The 17,309-nt window shown below is 52.0% G+C and carries 13 protein-coding genes and 1 pseudogene; 6 read left to right on the top strand and 8 right to left on the bottom strand.

Annotated elements, in window-relative coordinates; genetic code table 11:
• Nucleotides 1–250 precede the first annotated feature (250 nt).
• Nucleotides 251–2,020: a DUF885 domain-containing protein gene (locus P3339_RS13590; protein WP_282950823.1), complete on the top strand. Its 1,770-nt coding sequence runs from the start codon at nt 251–253 to the stop codon at nt 2,018–2,020.
• Between the two features lie 84 nt (nt 2,021–2,104).
• Here the strand turns inward: P3339_RS13590 and P3339_RS13585 are convergent, their stop codons facing one another.
• From P3339_RS13585 to P3339_RS13560, 6 genes and pseudogenes are all read right to left on the bottom strand, one after another.
• On the bottom strand, nt 2,105–3,268 hold the full coding sequence (locus P3339_RS13585) for an acyl-CoA dehydrogenase family protein (RefSeq protein WP_252085684.1): 1,164 nt from the start codon (nt 3,266–3,268) through the stop codon (nt 2,105–2,107).
• A gap of 11 nt (nt 3,269–3,279) precedes the next feature.
• The gene (locus tag P3339_RS13580) at nt 3,280–5,304 is read right to left on the bottom strand and encodes an acetyl/propionyl/methylcrotonyl-CoA carboxylase subunit alpha (protein ID WP_020415102.1); all 2,025 of its coding nucleotides are present in this window, start codon (nt 5,302–5,304) and stop codon (nt 3,280–3,282) included.
• Nucleotides 5,304–6,107 (bottom strand): enoyl-CoA hydratase/isomerase family protein, encoded by an 804-nt coding sequence (locus tag P3339_RS13575; RefSeq protein ID WP_020415103.1) that lies wholly within the window; start codon nt 6,105–6,107, stop codon nt 5,304–5,306. Before P3339_RS13575 ends, P3339_RS13580 begins: the two co-directional genes overlap by 1 nt.
• Before the next feature lie 9 nt (nt 6,108–6,116).
• Nucleotides 6,117–7,283, bottom strand: coding sequence for an acyl-CoA dehydrogenase family protein (locus P3339_RS13570; RefSeq protein ID WP_020415104.1), 1,167 nt, complete (start codon nt 7,281–7,283; stop codon nt 6,117–6,119).
• 81 nt (nt 7,284–7,364) lie between these two features.
• Nucleotides 7,365–8,972 carry an acyl-CoA carboxylase subunit beta gene (locus P3339_RS13565; protein ID WP_282950822.1) on the bottom strand — a complete coding sequence of 536 codons (1,608 nt, stop codon included), beginning with the start codon at nt 8,970–8,972 and terminating at the stop codon, nt 7,365–7,367.
• Nucleotides 8,959–9,863 (bottom strand): annotated as a pseudogene (locus P3339_RS13560) (SDR family oxidoreductase). The gene P3339_RS13565 and the pseudogene P3339_RS13560 overlap by 14 nt, the downstream one beginning before the upstream one ends.
• A gap of 204 nt (nt 9,864–10,067) precedes the next feature.
• On the opposite strand from P3339_RS13560, the gene P3339_RS13555 reads away from it, so the two are divergent.
• Both P3339_RS13555 and P3339_RS13550 read left to right on the top strand, forming a co-directional pair.
• Nucleotides 10,068–10,712, top strand: a complete 645-nt coding sequence (locus tag P3339_RS13555) for a TetR/AcrR family transcriptional regulator (protein ID WP_282950821.1) — start codon at nt 10,068–10,070, stop codon at nt 10,710–10,712.
• Between the two features lie 180 nt (nt 10,713–10,892).
• Nucleotides 10,893–13,394 carry a hypothetical protein gene (locus tag P3339_RS13550; RefSeq protein WP_282950820.1) on the top strand — a complete coding sequence of 834 codons (2,502 nt, stop codon included), beginning with the start codon at nt 10,893–10,895 and terminating at the stop codon, nt 13,392–13,394.
• Here the strand turns inward: P3339_RS13550 and yciH are convergent.
• On the bottom strand, nt 13,391–13,714 hold the full coding sequence (gene yciH, locus P3339_RS13545; RefSeq protein ID WP_282950819.1) for a stress response translation initiation inhibitor YciH: 324 nt from the start codon (nt 13,712–13,714) through the stop codon (nt 13,391–13,393). The two genes, P3339_RS13550 and yciH, sit on opposite strands and share 4 nt — an antisense overlap.
• 187 nt (nt 13,715–13,901) lie before the next feature.
• On the opposite strand from yciH, the gene P3339_RS13540 reads away from it, so the two are divergent.
• On the top strand, nt 13,902–14,735 hold the full coding sequence (locus P3339_RS13540) for an ion transporter (protein ID WP_282950818.1): 834 nt from the start codon (nt 13,902–13,904) through the stop codon (nt 14,733–14,735).
• Nucleotides 14,736–14,868: 133 nt separating this feature from the next.
• Here P3339_RS13540 and P3339_RS13535 read toward each other — a convergent pair whose 3' ends face one another.
• Nucleotides 14,869–15,333, bottom strand: a complete 465-nt coding sequence (locus tag P3339_RS13535; RefSeq protein ID WP_282950817.1) for a PaaI family thioesterase — start codon at nt 15,331–15,333, stop codon at nt 14,869–14,871.
• Nucleotides 15,334–15,443: 110 nt separating this feature from the next.
• Here P3339_RS13535 and P3339_RS13530 point away from each other — a divergent pair, with 110 nt between their 5' ends.
• Both P3339_RS13530 and P3339_RS13525 read left to right on the top strand, forming a co-directional pair.
• Entirely contained in the window at nt 15,444–16,586 is a 1,143-nt protein-coding gene (locus P3339_RS13530; protein WP_282950816.1) for a serine hydrolase domain-containing protein, read from the top strand.
• On the top strand, nt 16,586–16,813 hold the full coding sequence (locus P3339_RS13525) for a SlyX family protein (protein ID WP_282950815.1): 228 nt from the start codon (nt 16,586–16,588) through the stop codon (nt 16,811–16,813). Before P3339_RS13530 ends, P3339_RS13525 begins: the two co-directional genes overlap by 1 nt.
• Nucleotides 16,814–17,309: the final 496 nt, after the last annotated feature.

The raw sequence follows: 17,309 nt of genomic DNA, 5'->3' as shown, positions 1-17,309 counted from the left end.
AGTGGGACGACTCTGTTTTTACTTGCTATTTTTTTGCGATAGTTACTTAAAGTGACTCGCTTAAGCGTAGTGGTCTTGCCAGATGTTATACCTCTGGCATCTATCTTTGAATCCTTTCCATTCACCGATACTGGGTATCAGCTATATTGAAAAAAATCTGCTTGAATGCTTACTAGAAATTAAGTGTTAAGTGTTTTTAATCTGAAAGCAACTTTATTTAATTATTGATTTACAATTTGGTCTCTTCAGAATGATTAATATAAGCAGGGCAAGTTTAGGGGCGTTGGCATTTTCTTCAGCTTTGATGGGATGCACCCTAACCGAAAATAAAACCGATACGGCTGATCAGAAAGCAGTTAGTGACTCGGTATTACTCCATAAACTTGCAGATCAATATACTGATGTTTATTTAGATAACTTCCAGCCGTATGCATATTTCTCAGATATGGATCTGGACAGACATAATCTCTTCTTAAGTAATTCCCCCATAAATTCTGCTTCTATGGCTGCGGCTGAGGATAAAATACTCAAGGCTTTGGCTGAAATAGATCTAAATGGACTAAAAAGTGATCAAGAGAAGGTATTCTACTTCAAGCTGAAAGAGCGATTGGAGTCGAATGTTGGTTTAAGGGTCTGTAAGACTGAACTCTGGTCTGTTGATCATATGTTTGGCCCCCATATCATACTTGGCTTTTTGACAGAGGTTCAGCCGGTTGAAACTGCTCAAGACAGGGCAGACGCGATTGAGCGTTGGCTTGATGCGGCTCGTTATTATCAGCAAGAAATAGCTAATCTGAGTCGAGGGCTTGAGCAAGGTTACTCCGCACCCCAGAGCGTGGTGAAGCGAGTCATTCATCAAGTTGATGGTTTGACCCAAGTACCCATTGATGAGCATCCTTTCCTGGGTTTAGCGAAGAAAGCTAAGGACCCGGAATTTGAGGCAGCATTTAAACAGGTGCTTTCAGATCACGTTATCCCCTCAATGGTGAATTATAAGAATTTTCTAGAATCCACCTATTTACCTGAAGCCAGAGCCGAGCTTGGCATCCATGCGATTCCTAATGGCCGTGAATGCTATATGGCTCAGTATCGTTCTTATACGACATTGCAGAGAACACCAGAAGAAGTTTTTGAGTTGGGTTTAAGTGCTGTCAACGCAAACAAGAGCGAAGTGGTTCGCTTAGGCAAGGAGTTCTATCAAGTAGATTCCTATTCTGAGGCAGTGGCAAGGGCCAGTGAAGATAAAACTCAGAAATTTAACAGCGCTGATGAAATGCATCAGTTTTTTGAGCGCTTGGTAGATAAGTCTAGAGATTTAACCGTAGACTTTTTCCATGAAATGCCTTTGATCGAAATGGAAGTAAAGGCCATCCCTGAACATGAGCAGGGTTCTGGTCGCAGTGCACACTATATTCCGGGCACTAAGGAGCGAAAGGCAAGATTTGGATATGACCCGACAACCTACCAGGATGAGTCATACGCTTCTGCCGAGAAGGTAACTATCCACGAAGGATACCCGGGCCATCATATGCAAATTGCTCTCGTACAGGAGCAGGAAAAGTTTCATAAAATAGAAGATGCCTTGTCTAACTCTGCTTTTGCTGAAGGTTGGGGCAGGTACTCTGAACATCTAGCGGAAGAAGCAGGGATGTATCAGTACGGGTCCACCAAAATCCTTAGGCGTGCTTGGCCTGCGCGAGGTATGGTAGCGGATACCGCAATGCATGTACTCGGCTGGAGTGATGAAAAAGTTGCGGAGTTTTTGCAGGATTCTGGCGCTTCATTTGCGAAAGGTCCGAGGACTCTAATGGACCGAATGGCAGTAATGCCCGCCCAGCTTACCTCTTATGATTCCGGTGCCCTCGAGATTTTCGCCTTGCGAGAACTGATGCAGAATGAACTGGGTGAGGACTTCGATATTAAGGACTTCCATGAGATTATTCTGAGAAATGGCAATGTCCCTATGGCCGTACTGAGTGAGCAGGTAAGGGACTTTATCGAAGAAAAGAAGAAAGGTTAATTTAGGATCTTTACTAACTCAGTCCCACACCCATGCGGGACTGAGTTATAAATAGGCTTAGCAAGAGGCTTTTATCCTGCTACTCTAAATTCCCATCTGCCTGGAAGCCAGATCCCGCATTATTTCTTCAGATCCGCCACCAATCGCATTCACCCGCACTTCACGATAGATACGCTCAATCCGACTGCCACGCATATAGCCTGCGCCACCTAACACCTGCATCGCTTCCCGGGCGCAGAATTCAAGGGTTTCTGTGGCTTGGACTTTGAGTAGAGCGATATCGGCTACCTTGAGCTGATGCTGTTGCTCCGCCCAGGCACAGAGGTCCAGATAGGCTTGGGTGGCATTGATGCGTTGAAGCATCTGGGCAAACTTGTGCCGAATCACTTGGTGATTGGCGAGGCGCTTTCCGAAAGTTTGACGCTCCTGAGCCCACTCAATGGCATCCTGCAAACAGACCCGGCTGAATTCTACACAAGAGGCGGCAATGCCCAGGCGTTCGCGATTGAAGTTGTGCACTATGGGTAAGAAACCTTGGTTCTCACCGCCAATTAGATTGCTCGCGGGCACACGCACCTGATCAAAAAAGATACTGGCCGTATCAGAGCACCACCAGCCCTGCTTTTTATCGAGCAGCTGCCGGCTAACCCCTTTGGTATCCGCAGGGATTAAGAGCAGGGAGATACCGCCGAAGCCTTCTTCACCAGTGCGCACGGCAGCAGTAAACCAGTTAGCGCGCATGCCGCCGGTGATATAGGTCTTTTCGCCGGTAACGATATAGTCATCCCCATCACGCTCTGCGCGGCATTGGAGATTGGCTACATCGGAGCCTGCGCCTGGTTCGGTAATTGCCAGGGAAATATGCTTATCACCACGTAATACCGAAGGAATAACCTGATCTTTTAGGGCCTCACTGCCATAGTGCAGTAATGGGGGCAGGGCAATGCCGTGGACCATCAGGCTGGCGTAGAGTCCACCGGCGCCGGGGCGGGCTAACTCCTCTGCGGCAACAATCATATGGAAGACATCGGTTTCGATGCCGCCGTAGTTTTCCGGATAACTCATCTGCAGAAGGCCAACTTCTGCGGCTTTTTTCCAAAGCTCGGCGGGCAGTTGGCCGTCTTCGTCCCATTGAGTGATGTAGGGAGTAATCTCGCGGTCGACAAAGCGGCGCAACTGGGTGCGCCATTCCTGATGGCCTTCGTCATAGAAGGGGCTTGCCATGCGGGAGGCATCAATATCGTACATGCTGATCTCCTTTAGGAAGTGGCGTCGCTGGGGATTTTGGCAGTTTCCGTGGGAGCGGCTTCGATCTGCACCAGCAGCTGGCCACCGCGTACCTGGTCTCCTTCACAGGCGCCCAGTTTAATTACGGTACCGTCGCGGTCTGCGCGCAGGGCGTGCTCCATTTTCATGGCTTCCATTAAGGCGATAGTGTCTCCCCGCTGAACGCTTTGATTGGGCTCAACCAATACCTGCACCAGGCAACCGTCCATAGGAGCCGTGATGCGGCCACTGCCTTGATTTAAGCTCGATTTAGCGGGGGCGTGGGTGATATCGACAAAATGGAATTGCCTGCCGTCTAACAGGAGATGCAGATTGCTTTGGTTGGCTAGGAACAATCTCTTTTGGCTAACGCCATCCAGCAGGAGTTCAGCACTGTAAAGTCCACTTTCTTTTTGTGATTTCTCAAAATGGACCCACTGAATCAGGAACTGCTGTTCGCCTACTGAGATTTGGTAAGAGTGATCTACTAACACCAGCAGCTCACAGTTTAGGGTTTGTCCTGAAATTTCCAGTCGGTAGTTGATTGGCACACTGTTGTCGCCACTGCGCCAGTCGCTGCGGCCGCTACGCCGATCCTGAGGGTTGGCTTGGTGCAAGTGATTCAGTAATGCGGCTTGGGCTGCAATTACTGCTGGAACCGATTCTGCGGATGTCAGTGTACTGTTTTGGTCGAGAAAACTGGTATCGGCATCGCCAGCGATAAACTGTGATTCGGCCAGGATCTTCTGCAGGAAATGGATATTGTTTTTAGGGCCGATAAATTCCAGCTGGCTTAGGGCCTGGGTTAGCTTGCGCCGAGCTTCTTCTCGATCCTGCCCCCAGGCAATTAATTTGCCGAGCATGGGATCGTAAAATGGCGTAATTTCGCAACCACTTTTCAAAGCGTGGTCGATACGGATTCCTTGTCCCTTTGGCGCTACCCAGTGGAGTACTTTTCCGGCCTGGGGCAGGAATTGTTGTTCCGGATCTTCGGCATACAGGCGGACTTCCATGGCGTGCCCCTGCTGGGTGACTTGCTGCTGGGAGACGCATAGGGCTTCGCCACGGGCCACTGCCAGTTGCCAGGCTACCAGGTCAAAACCGGTTACCATTTCTGTTACTGGGTGCTCGACTTGCAAGCGGGTGTTCATTTCCAGGAAATAGAATTCGCCGCTGGGGCAGAGTAAAAACTCTACGGTGCCCGCGCCTAGATAACCGCAGGCTCGCGCGGCGGCGACTGCGGCTTGCCCCATTCTTTCCCGCAGTTGGGTGTCGACCGCTGGGGAAGGGCACTCTTCGACCACTTTTTGATGGCGTCGTTGTACGGAGCAATCCCGCTCCCCCAGGTGAATACAGTTGCCATGACGATCCGCAAATACCTGGATTTCGATATGGCGAGCGTTGACCAGTGCCTTTTCCAGAATTAATTCGTCGCTGCCGAATGCACTCATGGATTCACTGCGGGCGGCGCGCAACTGGGAGACCAGTTCGCTGTCTCCGTGAGCCAGGCGCATGCCGCGCCCACCACCGCCTGCGGCGGCTTTGATCATTAACGGGAAGCCAATGCGCTGCGCCTCGGCGATCAGGATATCGTCGTCCTGGGCACCCTGGAAGCCGGGAATACAGGGTACGCCGGCAGCGGCAACAAATTCCTTGGCTTTGCGTTTGTTGCCCATCAGTTCTATGACTTCGGCACTCGGGCCAACAAAACGCAGTTCATTCTCTTCGCAAGCGCTGGCAAATTCCGCATTCTCAGCGAGAAAGCCGTAGCCGGGGTGGACGGCGGTGGCTCGGGATTTTTTAGCCGCGTCGAGAATTTTCTGTATATCCAGATAGGACTCCGCCGAAGTCTGCCCACCAATGGCTACGGCGATATCGGCAGTCTGTGCGTGAAGTGCATCGCAGTCCGCATCGCTGTAGACGGCGACTGTGCGATAGCCCTCCGCCCGGGCAGTACGCATAATTCGCAGTGCGATCTCGCCGCGGTTGGCGATTAACAGGGTCTCTGTTGTCGACATCAGTGCTGCCACTCCGGTGATCGTTTTTCCAGAAATGCACGGGCGCCTTCGCGCCCTTCATGGCCTTGAATTGCGCGGGAAAACTGCTGTGCGGCGCCGTCGAGTAGTTGGCCGAGGGCAGTCTCATCGCTCACCCGCGCTGCATCCAGCAAGATCTGCTTGGTTGTTGCCAGGGCGCCGGGAGCGCAGGCATTGATCGCGCCCAGGTGTTCCTGCAGTGCGCCTTCGAGGGCTTCGGAATTATCGAGTAGCTGATGGATTAACCCAATTTCCAAGGCCTGCTGTGCGTTGACTTTTGCTCCGCTGAGGGCCAGGCGTCGGGCCTGGGAGAGGCCGACCCGTGCCACGACAAAGGGAGCAATTTGTGCAGGCGGTAAACCCAGGCGGGTTTCCGGAAGGGCAAAGCGGCAACTGCGATCGGCAATGGCAATATCGGCACTGCAAGCGAGCCCAAAACCACCGCCCATTACGGCACCTTCCAATACGGCAATGACTATTAAAGGAGTGCGATTAAATCGTTCCATCAATTCACCGAAACGACGGTTTAGGTGAAAAAATACATCACTATTTCCATCGCTCGCGCCCTGTTGCGCATTGAGCATATCGGCAATATCGCCACCGGCGCAGAAGTTGTGTTCTGCACCCCGCAGTACCAACGCTCGCACCTGCGGATCTTCTTCTGCTTCTGCGAGCTTTTGCAGAAGCTCATCCACCATTTGCAAACTGATGGCGTTGCGCTGTTGTGGCCGGTTTAGGGTGAGATGGCAGGCGATGCCGATGGTCTCATTAATAATTGTCTGCATAGCCTGACCTTATGCGTTGGGTTTACGCTTGCCGGGCAGTATGCCCATCAACTTACAGATAATGCCGAGCATTACTTCATCTGCGCCGCCGCCGATAGCGGTGAGACGGCTATCCCGGTAAGCGCGGTTGATTACAGTTTCCTCGATATAGCCCATGCCACCCCAGAACTGCAGGCACTGATCGGGAATAGAGCGGGACAGGCGGCCAGCCTTGAGCTTGGCCATAGAGGCGAGGGTAGTGACATCTTCACCGGCTACATAGGCTTCCACCGCGCGCCAGGTTAGGGAGCGCAGGCATTCCACTTCGGTCTGCATTTCCGCGAGGGCAAAGTGAATGGTTTGATTGTCGATCAATGGTGCTTTAAAGGCATGGCGTTCGCGCACATAGTCGATGGTGCTGCTCACGCAGTTTTCCAGGCCCTTTAAATTGAGTGCGGCGCCGGCGAGGCGCTCTTCCTGGAATTGCAGCATCTGCAGCAGGAAGCCGGCACCCTCATCGCCGATGCGGAAATGTTTGGGCACTCGCACATTGTCAAAAAAGATAGGGGCGGTTTCCGATGAGCGCATGCCTAATTTGTCGAGCTTTTCGCCGATGCGTACCCCTGGCGTTTTCGCCGGAATAATGACCAGGGATTTGTTGTTGTGGGCTTTGCCTTCACTGGTATTGACCAGGGTGCAGAAAAAGTCTGCGCAGGGGGCGTTGGTGATCCACATCTTGCTGCCGTTGATCACATAGTCGTCGCCATCGCTTTTGGCAGTGGTTTTAATTGAGGCAACATCGGAACCGGCGCCCGGTTCGGATACGGCGATTGCGCCGATCATCTCTCCGTTCACGGCGGGAATCAGGAACTGCTCTTTGAGATCCTGGCTGCCGAAGTTGGCCAGGGCAGGGGTACACATGGAAGTCTGCACGGAAATCGACAGGGGCACGCCGCCACAGTGGGCACCGCCCAGCTCCTCCAGGAAAACGGTTTCATAACTGAAGTCGAGACCCAGGCCACCGAAGTCTGTGGACTTGCTGATGCCTAGCAGACCCAGACCAGCCAGTTGTTGGAAAATTTCGCGGATAGGAAAGCGGCCGGCCTTTTCCCATTCGGCCACATTGGGGTTAATTTCCTGCTGTACAAAGTTTTGTACGGTGCGCTGCAGTTCCCGGTGTTGATCGCTAAATATCATTATTGTTTTCCCTGCTTTGAAGTGTGAACCCGGTGATGGTGTGAATGGGCAACCGCACTTCCTTGTTGCCCAGGTTTTTCGTTAAAACCTAGCTACGCCAAAGGTATTTTTGTTGAGTTTTCTCTGCTCGGCCTCATTGCAAATTTCTAGCAACATGCCTAAAAGTTTGCGCGTATCGCGGGGATCGATAATGCCGTCATCCCAGAGGCGCGCACTGCAGGCGAGAGCATCGGAATTGCCCTGCATAAATGCGCTGGTGTCGTTTTCCAATTTGTCTAATACCGCCTCATCGACATTGCCGCTGCGTTGCATTTTTTGCTCGGTGACGATGCGCATAACCTTGCCGGCCTGGGCTGCGCCCATAACGGCGGTGCGGGAATTGGGCCAGGCAAAAATAAAGCGGGGATCGAATCCGCGACCGCACATGGCGTAGTTGCCGGCCCCATAGGAGCCACCTACGACAATGCTGAGTTTTGGTACGCTGGCATTGGCCACGGCCTGAATCATTTTGGCGCCGTGCTTGATGATGCCGTTGCGCTCCACCTCGGTACCCACCATAAACCCGGTGGTGTTATGCAAAAACAGCAGTGGCGTGCCACTCTGTTCGCACAACTGAATAAACTGCGCGGCCTTGTTGGCGCCCTTGGGGGTGATCGGGCCGTTATTCCCAATAATTCCCACAGGGAAGCCTTCGATACGAATATGGCCGCACACGGTTTGTCGATCGAATTCCGGCTTGAAATCCAGCATGGCGGAGCCGTCGGCGATACGAGCCAGAATTTCGCGCACGTCGTAGGGCTTTTTGCTGTCTGCTGGAATCAGGCCGAGCAGGTCGTCGATAGGGTGCAGTGGGTCTCGGTAATCTTTTTGTACTGAGCTTTTAATGGGTGAGGGTAGGGCGGCAACAATCTCTCTTGCTATGCGAATACCATCGGCGTCGTTCTCTGCTAAGTAATCGCCACTGCCGGACTCGGTACAGTGCATTTCTGCTCCGCCGAGGCTTTCCGCATCGGCAATTTCACCGGTGGCAGCTTTCAGCAGCGGCGGCCCAGCCAGGTACATGCCGGTTTGTCCGCGCACCATAACGACATAATCTGACAGGCCCGGCTGGTAGGCGCCGCCGGCAGTAGCGCCGCCGTGTACCACAGTAACTTGCGGAATACCGGCGGCGGACATTCGCGCCTGGTTGGCAAAACCCCGCCCACCGGGAGCAAAAGTGTCGCTGGCGTACATCAGATTGGCGCCACCACTTTGCGCCAGGGCGACTATTGGTAAATGATTTTCCAGAGCGATCCGCTGCATTCGCAGGGCTTTATCCATCCCGGCTGGTGAGATGGTGCCACCTTTTACGGCATAGTTATCCACTCGAACCATGCAACGTTGCCCGCTGATCTGGCCAATACCACAAATGGCTCCGCCACCCGCACCGGTACCATCCTGGTCGTCAAACAATTTATAGCCGGCGAGGGAGCACAGCTCTACAAAAGGTGCGCCGGGGTCGAGCAATAAATTGAGGCGCTCCCTTGGCAGCAGCCAGCCCCGATCACGATAGCGGGCAGCCTTACTTTTTTCAGCTTGAACCGGACGTTGCTCAGCTTCACGAAACTGGTTGATCTGCTCGAGCATGGCAGCTTGGTTGTCATTGAACTCTGCCGAGCGGTTGTCGAGCTGGGAATCAATCGGCTGCATTAGAGCTTACCCTCCGCTTCCAGCTCTTCCACAACTTGGGGCCGGCGTTTGCGGTGGAATCCATTAAAGCGCTTGGAGTTGTTGGCGGCTTGTGGCTGCCAAAGGGGGAGTGATGCTTGAGACTTGAGCCACCATCGATACGCAGCGTTTGTCCGGTGATATAGCTGGCGGCATCGGAAAGTAGGAAGCACACTGCCCCACTAACTTCTGCTTCTTCTCCCAATCGGTAGAGGGGAATGCTGTCTCGGAAGCCTGGTAGTAGCTCGCGCAGGAATTTGGGGTCGTAAGTATCAAAGCCGCTTGAGAGAATATAGCCTGGCGCCACGGCGTTAACTCGAACGCCAAAAGGTGCCCACTCCAATGCGGAGGTTTCGGAAATATTTTCCATGCCCGCGCGGGCGGCACCGGAATGGCCCATCATTGGCATGCCGCCGGCGTTATCTGCGGTGATATTTACGATACTGCCGCCGTGCTGTTTCATCGACTGCACAAAAACTTCTCGGGACATTAAAAAGCCACCGAGCAGGTTGCTGCGTACAACGGCATCGAAACCTCTTGTGTTGATCTGCTCAAGGGGGAGGGGAACTGGCCACCGGCATTGTTCACCAATCCGTGAATTTGGCCCCGGGCCTGGACTATTTGCCCCACTGTCTCCTGCACTCCTTCTTCATCGCGAATATCCAGGCTGAATAAACTGCACTCGCCACCATCGTTATTGATTTCACCGGCAACCCTTTCCAGCTTCTCCAGTTTGCGCCCGATCAATACTGCATGGGCGCCGAGGCTGGCCAATTCGTGGGCGATACAGCGGCCAATACCGCTGCCGCCGCCGGTGACGATATAGGTTTGCTCGCTAAAGCTGCCTGAGCGCAGCTGGCTTTGATAGCGCATGAAAGTTTCCTTTTTTACGGCCTCACGGCTTATTCAGTTTTTATTGTTCTTGTTGGCGCTTGCGCCTGCGTGTGAGAAAACGCAGAATAGCTTAACGCTACCAAGCAAGCGCTTGGTATTCAATAGCTGGCATCTATTTGATTTGAAATTCATTGGGCCGCTAATATTCCGGGTTAATTACCCGAAAAAATTTTGGAGAGATACGTGCGAGAGAGTGCGCAAGTGCTGGTGGAGGTGCCGACTCAACTGTCACCACAAGAATTAATTGGTACTCTGGTAGAGCAGGGTATGCTAACTGACCCTGCCTCTCCCCGCGGACGTTTACTGAATGCCGCTGCGCGTCTGTTCGAGCAAAGGGGATTTGCCCGCACCACAGTGCGTGATCTAGCTGCGGAAGTTGGCATACTTTCTGGCAGTATTTTTCACCATTTTGCCAGTAAAGAGCAGATTCTCTGCGCGGTAATGAAAGAGGTCACCATATTTGCCAGTGCTCGAATGCGTAGTGCTGCAGAGAGTGCGGGCTGTCCGCAAGAAAAGTTGCGGGCTTGCATACAGTCTGAGCTCGAGGCTATCCACGAACAAGCCGTACCAGGATTTTCCATTCTGGTAATGGAGTGGCGCAGCTTGTCTGAGGAGAGCCAGGAAGAGGTATTGCAGCTGCGCGAAGAGTATGAGCGGATCTGGTTGGATGCAATTGTTGCGGCCAAATGCCCTGGTGATGACCCGGCACTTGTGCGGCGGCTTTTAGTTGGCGCACTAAGCCACACTTATAGCTGGTTCGAACCCAGGGATAGGGGGCTGACAATTCCTGAACTGGCTGATCGGACCTTTCATATCTTTACTCCCTGACCACAGAAAAACTGCGAGGCGCACGAAAAACTGTGCACTTTGCCTCCTTTCTTGCCAATTATGTAACCTTGAATGGTTTCCTGAGAACTGGTGCGCACCCGTTTTCTCTTGAATCTTTTACCCTGCGCGCAAGATGTAAAGAATGTGACAATATGTGTCACTAGGTGACAGGAGAGGGGAATGGCGAGCCAGGAACTTTACCAGGTAGTTTCCACTGGAAGGACACTTCACGCCAAAGATTCGGATCAAGTGGTGCGGGATGCTACGAAGCTGTTTTCAATCCCAGAAGCCCAAGCTCGAAGGTTTCTATTGAAAGGGTGGGTTATCAGAGATCAGCTGGAATCTGCCCGTGCCTTGGAGTATCGCGCCGGTCTTCACAAAATTGGTTTGAGAGTGGAGGTCTGCCCTGCAGGAAAATTTGATAATCAGCAGTTAATTGCCCGTATTAAGGTAGCGCAGAGGCGCAAAGCCCAGACAGCCAAGGGGAGGTCCTTCAACAAAAATAGCATTATTGGCAGCGGCCCAGGGGTACCACCAGAGTACAGTCAGTCCCCTAAAGCTGCTGTGCAATCGGAGGGCTCAAGGACCTTAGAACCCTCAAAGGGAATAGAGCAAATTATCAGTGATAAGAAAGTTACTGTGCCCTCCGGTGTTGGCAGAGCTTTATTGGGTTTTTTGCCGGCAATAGTGCTGCCCGCTATTTTTTTGACAGTTGCTGGCCTGTGTTTGTATGGGGCCGGTTTTGCCTTCTGGCAGATTCCGCTTGCAGTATGGCAGGGCGATTTGAATGGCAGCGTTATTGTATCCAGTTTGATTGCGATTGCTGTGTGTGGTTTTCTTTTTCTGCTCCTGGCTGCGCCCTACCTGTGGTTTCCGAGAAGTGCTTGGGCCAAACTCGGTGAGATACCCCTCGATCGAGCCCAAGGTAAGGACCTTCTGCGTTTATTTGAACAGCTTTCCCGAAGAACCAGTCTGCCGAAAGTGAATGAGATTGTTCTAAGTCCCAACGCCCAGATTTTCAGCTCACCCACACTTTCCGAGGTAATACGCCAGCAATTACCACTTCATTTGGGGCTCGCCAGCGTGACGGCTCTACGTGGCAGTGAGGCCCTAGCTTTGGTGGGCCGTGGAATTGGTATCTACCAGGGGAAACTAACCGGATTATTGGCCTGGTTGGTATTGGATGGTTTGCGCCGCCTTGAGTTAGTTCAGTGGGCTCTAGAGAACGAACGCAGTGTCCTGTGTACAAGTGGAGAGCCCAGTATTTTCCAGAAACCCTTTCATCGCATGCTGGTCATCTGTGGCCACTTTTTATTGCCTTTAGTGGAGCGTCTCGAAAACCTGCACCGATTCATTACCCGTAGTAGTGCCCGTTACCTAGAGTCACGTGCTGATCTGTGGGCGGCAGATTTGATTGGTAGTCAGGTGTTTCCGGGGTTTGCCGAAAGGTGGCACCGACTGGTGCACGCGGATTTGATTGTCTCAGAGACCGCCCGTGAGGCCGCTGCCCTGGGTCAACGATTTGAAAATATCCCTACTGCGATAGCCTGGACGTTTGAGAATCTGGACCAAGAAACCTGTAAGGCTATAGAGCTAGCCATGGGGCAGGCAAGTGATCCCTGGGATGTGTGTGAGGCGGCGGATTTAGAGCGTATTGAGGTGGTAAGCCGGCGTGACCTGGGCTCTCGTATCAAATGGGAAGTCTCTATGCCGGAGCTATTCGCCAATTTTACTGAATTGGCAATGGCCTGCACTGCTTCCAGCGCTGGGGCTGATTGCCAAGTAGTAGAAAATCGCCGCTTGCTCTGTTCCAGCCGTGAGGTAGACGAGGCAGTGCAGACTTTGGAAGAGTACTTTAATCGTCTTCCTCCGTTTTCTTTGCTGCCGTTGAGTCGACCAGCATCTAAAGAAATGCAGGAGATGGATCTGCAGGCCATTGTCGATTGGTTGCGAGGCAAGTTGGTTGATTTGGGTGAGGTGCGCGAGCGTAGCCGGATGTTGCGAGCTCGTATGGCAACAATGCAGCTGGGTGCGGCAATGATTAGGAACAAGTTGCGTATCGACCCCCAGGATTACTCACTAAAAAGTGGCAGTCTTGCATCGGCTCAAGAGTTGGCTGCGCTGAAACGATCCGAATTGGAAGAGAGTGAAAAGCAGCTGCAGCATATCTATACCGCGTTTTACCAACGCTTGTGTCTGGCTCTGGTAACCATGCCGGCGAAGGAACGCCAAGAGGCGCGCAACCAACTGCGCCATCTTTCTGCATACGATTCCCTAGAGCCTCATCTGGAGCGGCTTGCCGGGTTTAGTACCAGTTTGGGGTTATTTGCCCGGCATCTATCGCAAAACCTGTCAGAACGGGAGCTGGTGCAGAAATATCTGGCCTTGAGTGCTCGGGAATTGGATGCGACTTTCGCTACAGTAGAATCTTCTGAGTTATTGAGATCGCAGGGTCTTGGTAGAGCCCTATGCATCAAGGCTAAGCGTGAAACCCTACAGGTATTGCCGCAGCAACACCAAGAGGCATTGGCAGCTGTGCGGTCAATGGAGTCTCGTTGTAAATATGCCCGATCGGTGATTCTGGAGTATTATCAGGTACAGTTGGCAGCCTTGTTGAGACGCTGTCTGGAGCGGGAAAGGCAGCTGCAGCTGAGTCCACTTCGCCTGTTGCGAACCGTTTAACCCCCGGCCAGCTTGACCTTATAGTTCTTGGACTCGAGAAGGGCCTTGATTTCCGGGCGCTTGTCGCCTTGGATTTCAATCACACCGTCTTTCAAGGCACCACCGCAGCCACAGCGTTTCTTCAATTCTGCCAGCAGTAATTTCAATTCACGATCAGTACCTGCGATCCCGCGCACGCAGGTCACCCCTTTACCCTTGCGTCCCTTGGTCTCCCTGTGGATACGTACTATGCCATCCCCCTCATGGCGCTTTTCTGCAGAGGGTTCTTCTTTTATACGGCCGCGATCGGTGGAATAGACGAGACGATTTTCCTTGGCCATGGCTGAGGGCTCCCCGATAAACAATTGTGATTTTTGGTCGGAGCGCGATTGTGCCCGAGGTGTGGAAGAAGTCAAAGGGGACCTAGCTGACCGGCAGTGGGCCCGGTGAAAATTAGAGGCGACCAAGTTCCTCCTAAAGGTTAGAATTCCGCCGAAAATTGATAGCAGCAAGTGGTTGAGGTGATAGATGGCGTTAACAGGACGTCGAAAACTGCTCAATGAGGTGATCTTCGGTACAGATACTCCCGCCGGACGCAACTTTGATGTTTTCTTGATCTGGGCGATTTTGATCAGTGTGTCCCTGGTTTTACTGGCTTCGATTGGAGCTGTAGCGGATCGTTACGGTTCGCTGCTCATCGGTCTGGAGTGGGTCTTTACCGGGTTGTTTACCATAGAGTACTTCGCACGAATTTATTGTTCGGTGAATCGCCGTAAATATATTTTCAGCTTCTATGGAATTGTCGATCTACTCGCAATCCTGCCAAGTTATCTGGCCCTGCTCTATACCGGTGCAACCTATTTGCTGGTGATCCGCTTACTGCGGGTGCTGCGTATTTTCAGGATACTTAAGCTGGTTCGCTACCTGAGGGATGCCAATATTTTGTTGCGTGCTTTGGGGCTTGCGCGGCGAAAAATTCTGGTGTTCTACTCTAGCGTATTTGTAATGTGTATTATCTTTGGCTCCCTGATGTTTGTAGTAGAGGGGCCTGGTCATGGTTTTACCAGTATTCCCACCAGCGTGTATTGGGCAATTGTCACCATTACGACTGTAGGCTATGGGGATATTTCGCCACAGACGCCACTGGGGCAGGCAATTGCAGCGATGACGATGTTGATAGGTTACTCAATCATTGCAGTTCCCACAGGGATTTTGACCGCGGAGTTGGCGGGAGAGATGAATCGCGAGCGTACCCAGCTGGCTTGCCACAACTGCAGTCGCAGCGCCCATGATCCCGATGCGGAATACTGTAAGTTTTGTGGCCACAGGCTGGAGGATACGGAGGAGGTACCTGAAGTTTGAAAATTGTCAGCTCATCAGGCCTGCCTGCTTTTTGAGCAGAGAGGGGTAGAAGCTCCGAGAGATAGGGTCACCCCTGAGTCCATGTGACCTGAGCTAAAAATTCATCAGAAAGTATTTTTCTTGTTGGGAGTGGCTACCAGTCACCTGGAACACGTACTGCCACAACCTCAGCCTTGGCGCATAAACGGCCATCGCTGATAAGGCTACAGTGTAATACGGTTTTTTTGGGGCCGCGTCCGACAATAGAGGCTTCGAGGATTAGTGGTTTATCAATCATAGCTGGAGCCAGGTATTTGATATCGAGCTTACCGGTTGCGTACCAGATTTTCTCCCCAGTACCAACATCGCGCCCGGCCTGTACATAGCCATCAGCGATAGCCGTACAAATAGTATGGCAATCAATCACTGTGGCGATAATACCACCATTCAAATACTTTGCTGGACCAGCATTGTGAAACGGGCTGGGAGTAAACTCACAGCGGGTTTGATTCTGGCCACTCCAATAGCTCTTGATACGCAGCCCTTGGTCGTTGTCCGGGCCACAACCAAAGCAGTGGTTGCCCTGAATTTGATCCTGGATGGCGATTTCTTGAGTCATAACTGTCCCTCGCGATAGACGCGCAATACTACCGATTTGCGCCAGAGAGGGGAAGAAATTAACCTTGCGGGCTTCCAATAGAGTTACCCGAATTATCTGGACATAGATACATGGAAATATATGGCCTTTGCGCCCCTGGGTTTGAGGCACTTTATGATGCTTTCGCCAAAAATTTTCGCGAGTGTGGGGATACCGGCGCGGCCTTTGCGGTGCGCCAGCATGGAGAATTGATCTGTTCCTTATGGGCCGGTAGCGCTGATAGGGATGCCGAACGCCCTTTTACAGAAGATACTCTAGCCAATGTATTTTCTTCCAGTAAGGGCATACTCGCACTGCTTGCTATGCAACAAGTAGCTGCTGGTAACCTGGATCTGGACCGCCCTGTGGCAGACTACTGGCCGGAATTTTCCCGAGGTAAGGACAGTGTCACGGCACGCCAATTACTTTGCCACCGTAGTGGTTTGGTTGCCTTCCGTGGGCGGGTAAAGGATAGCCTGATTTATGACTGGCAGGCGGCATGTGATGAAGTGGCTCGTACTGAGCCTTGGTGGGCTCCTGGAGCTCAGCAGGGCTACGCCCCTTTTTTGTACGGCTGGAGCTTGGGTGGGGTGATCGAGCGGGTAGCGCAAAAGCCCTTATTGGAACTTTATCGGGAAATGTTAGCCAAACCCCTCGATCTCGATGGGGGCTTTGGCGCTAATGGACACAAATCCCAGCGTATAGCTGATGTCAGCCCCCTCAAACAGCCGCTTCCAGAGTTGCGTGAAAATGCTATTGGTCGTGCAATAAAAGAAGATCGCAAGGGTCCGGTTTCAATGGCGTTTAGCAATCCCGTTAGCCTGATGATGGGAACCAACAGCTCCGAGTGGCGCGGAGCATTGATTCCCGCTGCCAATGGACATTTCAGTGCGCGAGACCTGGCAGCAGTGTACGGCGATCTGTCAAAGGGCAACCCCGAAACTTTACCAATAGAATGGGTAAAAGAGGCTGCACGGGAGCAAAGTTGCGGCCGAGATAAAGTGCTACAGGCCGAAGTGAGTTTTGGTTGTGGTTTTATTCGCAGCAGTAACGCTGCGGATTTGCGTTTTGGTGGTCCTGAAGGCTTTGGTCATCCGGGTGCCGGTGGCAGTGTCGGATTCGCCGATCCTGAATGTGGCTTGGGATTGGGGTATGTCACAACAAGGCTGGGGCAGAGTTTGTTTATGGACCGGCGCGCGGTAGGGTTGGTGGAAACCTTATACGGGCTGCTGTGATGAGTGATGAAATTTTAAAGCTGGTTGAGCGTATTGATGAGCTGGAGAGCCGTCTCGCTTTCCAGGAGGATACTATCGCTCAACTTAATGACGTTATTGCTCGCCAGGATTTGGATATCCGGAGCCTGATTGCACGCATTCGTGAGTTGGGAGAAAAGTACAGTGCGATAACTTTCGAAATGCAGGGTGGAGCAAAGCAGCAAGATGAGAAGCCGCCACATTATTAGCAGGGGATAGCCTGTAGATGTGAATGATTAAAGTCGTGCCATTGAGTTGTGGGAGTAAGCACAAATGCGTCTAAAAAAAGTTTGTCCTCTGGTGCTGGAGGTATTGACAAACTTTTCCACATGCAAACATGCTGCTGACAACTACCTGTATACACTAAAACAGCCGGTACATTAAAAATTTTGCTTTATCTAACCTGTTGTTTTTATTGGCAAAACTCAAGAGTTTAAAAAATGTGCAAAATGCTATAGGCAAGGGATTACGCCATGTGGCGCTGACCTTTGTCGATTAATGCACAGAGTTATCCACAGATTTTGTGGAAGAAGGGGGTAAACACTTCTCTAGTGGCGAAACTGCACGCTAGTGCATCGTCGTCGCAGTAATCGATGATGCGCAATGGGGACTGGTCAATAGAACTGATGATCAGTTTATCTTAGCCTTCACAATATTTCGTAGGGTCGATTCAGCCGCCGGTCAGCTAGCGTGCTGAATACTGTA

Origin of the sequence: Microbulbifer sp. MLAF003 (assembly GCF_030012965.1) — a bacterium.
Classification (GTDB): domain Bacteria; phylum Pseudomonadota; class Gammaproteobacteria; order Pseudomonadales; family Cellvibrionaceae; genus Microbulbifer; species Microbulbifer variabilis.
The sequence above is the reverse complement of the archived record's forward strand: the minus strand, read 5'-3'. Positions and strand labels throughout refer to the sequence as shown.

Excerpts from the sequence above, each read along its gene's own strand:
- yciH (WP_282950819.1), bottom strand. The coding sequence starts at position 13,714 with ATGGCCAAGGAAAATCGTCTCGTCTATTCCACCGATCGCGGCCGTATA.
- P3339_RS13590 (WP_282950823.1), top strand. The coding sequence starts at position 251 with ATGATTAATATAAGCAGGGCAAGTTTAGGGGCGTTGGCATTTTCTTCA.
- P3339_RS13585 (WP_252085684.1), bottom strand. The coding sequence starts at position 3,268 with ATGTACGATATTGATGCCTCCCGCATGGCAAGCCCCTTCTATGACGAA.
- P3339_RS13525 (WP_282950815.1), top strand. The coding sequence starts at position 16,586 with ATGAGTGATGAAATTTTAAAGCTGGTTGAGCGTATTGATGAGCTGGAG.
- P3339_RS13540 (WP_282950818.1), top strand. The coding sequence starts at position 13,902 with ATGGCGTTAACAGGACGTCGAAAACTGCTCAATGAGGTGATCTTCGGT.
- P3339_RS13565 (WP_282950822.1), bottom strand. The coding sequence starts at position 8,972 with ATGCAGCCGATTGATTCCCAGCTCGACAACCGCTCGGCAGAGTTCAAT.
- P3339_RS13575 (WP_020415103.1), bottom strand. The coding sequence starts at position 6,107 with ATGCAGACAATTATTAATGAGACCATCGGCATCGCCTGCCATCTCACC.
- P3339_RS13580 (WP_020415102.1), bottom strand. The coding sequence starts at position 5,304 with ATGTCGACAACAGAGACCCTGTTAATCGCCAACCGCGGCGAGATCGCA.
- P3339_RS13550 (WP_282950820.1), top strand. The coding sequence starts at position 10,893 with ATGGCGAGCCAGGAACTTTACCAGGTAGTTTCCACTGGAAGGACACTT.
- P3339_RS13535 (WP_282950817.1), bottom strand. The coding sequence starts at position 15,333 with ATGACTCAAGAAATCGCCATCCAGGATCAAATTCAGGGCAACCACTGC.
- P3339_RS13530 (WP_282950816.1), top strand. The coding sequence starts at position 15,444 with ATGGAAATATATGGCCTTTGCGCCCCTGGGTTTGAGGCACTTTATGAT.
- P3339_RS13570 (WP_020415104.1), bottom strand. The coding sequence starts at position 7,283 with ATGATATTTAGCGATCAACACCGGGAACTGCAGCGCACCGTACAAAAC.